Origin of the sequence: Pseudomonas sp. SIMBA_067, from assembly GCF_046534675.1 — a bacterium.
Classification (GTDB): domain Bacteria; phylum Pseudomonadota; class Gammaproteobacteria; order Pseudomonadales; family Pseudomonadaceae; genus Aquipseudomonas; species Aquipseudomonas putida.
In genome coordinates this window covers 1-260 of the sequence record NZ_JAWRYH010000709.1, presented here as the reverse complement: position 1 = coordinate 260, position 260 = coordinate 1, and the positions used below count along the sequence as shown (strand labels likewise).

The 260-nt window shown below is 59.6% G+C and carries 1 pseudogene; it reads left to right on the top strand.

From position 1 onward, the window contains the following. Nucleotides 1-260: pseudogene (gene fadB / locus SB765_RS30985) on the top strand (fatty acid oxidation complex subunit alpha FadB); the annotation flags it as partial.

Here is a 260-nt window from a genome sequence, read left to right as displayed (position 1 = left end):
CGCTGGCAGCGTAAAAAACCGGACGCTTCGCTGTATACGTTGCTGAAAGTCTCGCCGCAGGCCAGGCAGAGCGAAGCGCAGATTGCTGAACGCTGCGTGATGATGATGCTGAACCAAGCGGCTCGCTGTCTTGATGAGCAGGTGGTTCGCTGCGCCCGCGATGGGGATATCGGTGCGGTGTTTGGCATCGGCTTTCCGCCTTTCTTAGGCGGCCCGTTCCACTACATGGACAAACTGGGCGCGGCGGAAGTGGTCAACAG